The organism is Myroides sp. WP-1 (assembly GCF_014145635.1).
Lineage (GTDB): Bacteria > Bacteroidota > Bacteroidia > Flavobacteriales > Flavobacteriaceae > Flavobacterium.
The window spans coordinates 1-2,270 of sequence record NZ_JACHTC010000052.1; the positions used below are offsets into that span (position 1 = coordinate 1).

The following is a 2,270-nucleotide window of genomic DNA, read 5'->3' on the forward strand; positions in this document are numbered from 1 at the left end:
GAGAGTTATTGGTGAACTTTTACTTTAAATATCAGATCATCAAAATCATCATCAGGACATCCATCATTACAATAATAAACAAAACTATCCTCTATCTTTTCAATATAGAAAGCAGCACCATTATGCCCATAATCTACAGTTCCATCAGTTGTTCTCCAGACATTGTAAACATTTACTTTTTTATCCTTGGAAAATATTTCAATTGAAACTTTTTTAGGAGCTGTATCTTCCCATAATACAATTTTAAATGGTAAGATTTGGTTATTCACTTTAAAATAGCCCTTGGTTCCGATAACAATTCCTTGTGCCCATTTGCTATTTGTTGAAATAAACTCTACATCTACTGTTATTTCGTTTTTGGTCAGAAAAATTTTATTTGCTAAATGTAATTCTCTCCCTTTATAATAAATTGGCTGTCCCTTGGACTCCGTAAATAATGTTTGAAATTCCATAGTACTATTTTTTTAATATCTGAAAGGATCTAGTTTTCGGTGTTCATCAGGCCAAACTTTAATAAAATCGAACAAACCACCATTGCGCTGAGGAACTTTATGATGATGTAATTCCATGCTTTCAAGTATTCCAGTTTTTGGGTTTTGTTGTTGAGGAGCAAAACCTTTTTGCATACGCAAAACATTAGGTTCTGTATAAGCCTTTGAATTATAAAAGGCTTCATTCTTCCAAAATCGTTGTCTCACTGTACTCCATACAGGTAACGTTCTCTTATAAGTAAAATTTGTTATTGGTTGCCCAACTTTCCAACCTATATTCCCCCCACCAACGGTAATTTCATCTAAAACCGTATTGGGAATAGTAAGTGGACCTCCCTGAATACCACCATCGACTACCGATAACGAAAAGTTGTGCTGTTCTTAGTAAATTCTTTACAGAAAAGAACATCTAAGAGCTGCTTGCAAACAGCCCTTAGTGTCTATGGAATAAGCGAAACAGTATACAATTTCGCTATTTTTTTATCCTGTTTATTACTTTCGATTTGTTTTAGAAAAGTCTTCCGATGAGATTTTAAAGCATACAAATTTTGAAGCCAATCCTCAGCCTTTCCATACTTCCATTCTATATACTTTTTATCATATGTAGAAACCAAATAACCCAATCTTGTAAATATCTTATCAAACAAATCTTCATTATTAAGATATAAAGCAACTAAAAGTTGAGCTTCCAAAAGTTTTAGTTGTCCAACAGGACTAGCTACTACAATCCCTTCTGAAAATTGCTTTTCAATAACACTTATTAATTGATCTATGGAAACGCTTTTATACATTAAAATAGAAGCTTGTTCAGTAGTACAGGTTAAAGCTTCTTGAAAAAGTGCTACATGTTCAGTATAAGGAATATCAAACTGTAAACCTTTGTAATTATATATTCCTTGCATGAAGACAGGCTCATCAAGACATTGTTTAATGTCCGATTTCCATAAAGGAAAACAAACAAAAAGAGGTCGGTACTCTTCTACTCCAGGAAGTTTTAATAATTCTATACCCAACAAAAAAGGCCCGCAAACTTTAAATAGTTTGTTTACAGAATAAACAGGTAAGTCTACAAGATTATCTGACCAAGCTTTTATGATTTCTTTTTTTATTTCTCTTTTTTGTTTCATGGTTTTATAATTTGGGTAGGTAATCCAAAATTTCTTTGGTATTTTAGTAATTGAGGTGTCATATTTAATTGGGCAGGTGTCATATTTGGATATCCAAATTTCCAATCATAAATTATCCCCCCAGATTTATCAAGTACATCTAAAAATCCACGATTTCCAGGACCGTTATTAAATAATACTTTGAATTCCATTCCACGATATCCATACATATTTTGATAACGTTTTAACAAGCCTGTTGCATACGTGTGTTTCGCAGTACCAGCAAATCTACCAACACCTCCAATTGCTGCTTCAGCTTTTATAGCTGCACTTTGAACTAACTGAACATTTGAAAGCCCTGATGCACTTCCTCCAACGGTAATTTCATCTAAAACCGTATTGGGAATAGTAAGTGGACCTCCCTGAATACCACCATCGACTACCGATAACGAAAAGTTGTGCTATTCTTAGTAAATCCTTTACAGAAAAGAACATCTAAGAGCTGTTTGCAAACAGCCCTTAGTGTCTATGGAATAAGTGAAACAATATACAATTTCGCTATTTTTTTATCTTCTTTATTACTTTCGATTTGTTTTTTCCACTTCTTCATAACTATATTCTATTTCCCTTAAATGCTCTATAGCTCTAATCTCATTTGGTGTTCCTTTTGAGT

At 33.0% G+C, this 2,270-nt stretch carries 4 protein-coding genes; all 4 read right to left on the reverse strand.

Features of this window, described 5'->3' with window-relative positions; translation table 11 throughout:
- Positions 1-5 precede the first annotated feature (5 nt).
- The gene (locus H4K33_RS16225; protein WP_182650842.1) at positions 6-452 is read right to left on the reverse strand and encodes a hypothetical protein; all 447 of its coding nucleotides are present in this window, start codon (positions 450-452) and stop codon (positions 6-8) included.
- A 12-nt stretch (positions 453-464) separates the two neighbouring features.
- A complete protein-coding gene (locus tag H4K33_RS16230; protein ID WP_182650844.1) occupies positions 465-698 on the reverse strand; it encodes a hypothetical protein in 234 nt (77 codons plus the stop codon).
- Between the two features lie 233 nt (positions 699-931).
- Positions 932-1,618, reverse strand: a complete 687-nt coding sequence (locus H4K33_RS16235) for a hypothetical protein (RefSeq protein ID WP_182650846.1) — start codon at positions 1,616-1,618, stop codon at positions 932-934.
- Positions 1,615-1,827, reverse strand: a complete 213-nt coding sequence (locus H4K33_RS16240; protein WP_182650848.1) for a hypothetical protein — start codon at positions 1,825-1,827, stop codon at positions 1,615-1,617. The genes H4K33_RS16235 and H4K33_RS16240 overlap by 4 nt, the downstream gene beginning before the upstream one ends.
- Positions 1,828-2,270: the final 443 nt, after the last annotated feature.

Coding starts and splice junctions, on each gene's coding strand:
- H4K33_RS16240 (WP_182650848.1), bottom strand. CDS start 1,827: ATGTATGGATATCGTGGAATGGAATTCAAAGTATTATTTAATAACGGT.
- H4K33_RS16235 (WP_182650846.1), bottom strand. CDS start 1,618: ATGAAACAAAAAAGAGAAATAAAAAAAGAAATCATAAAAGCTTGGTCA.
- H4K33_RS16225 (WP_182650842.1), bottom strand. CDS start 452: ATGGAATTTCAAACATTATTTACGGAGTCCAAGGGACAGCCAATTTAT.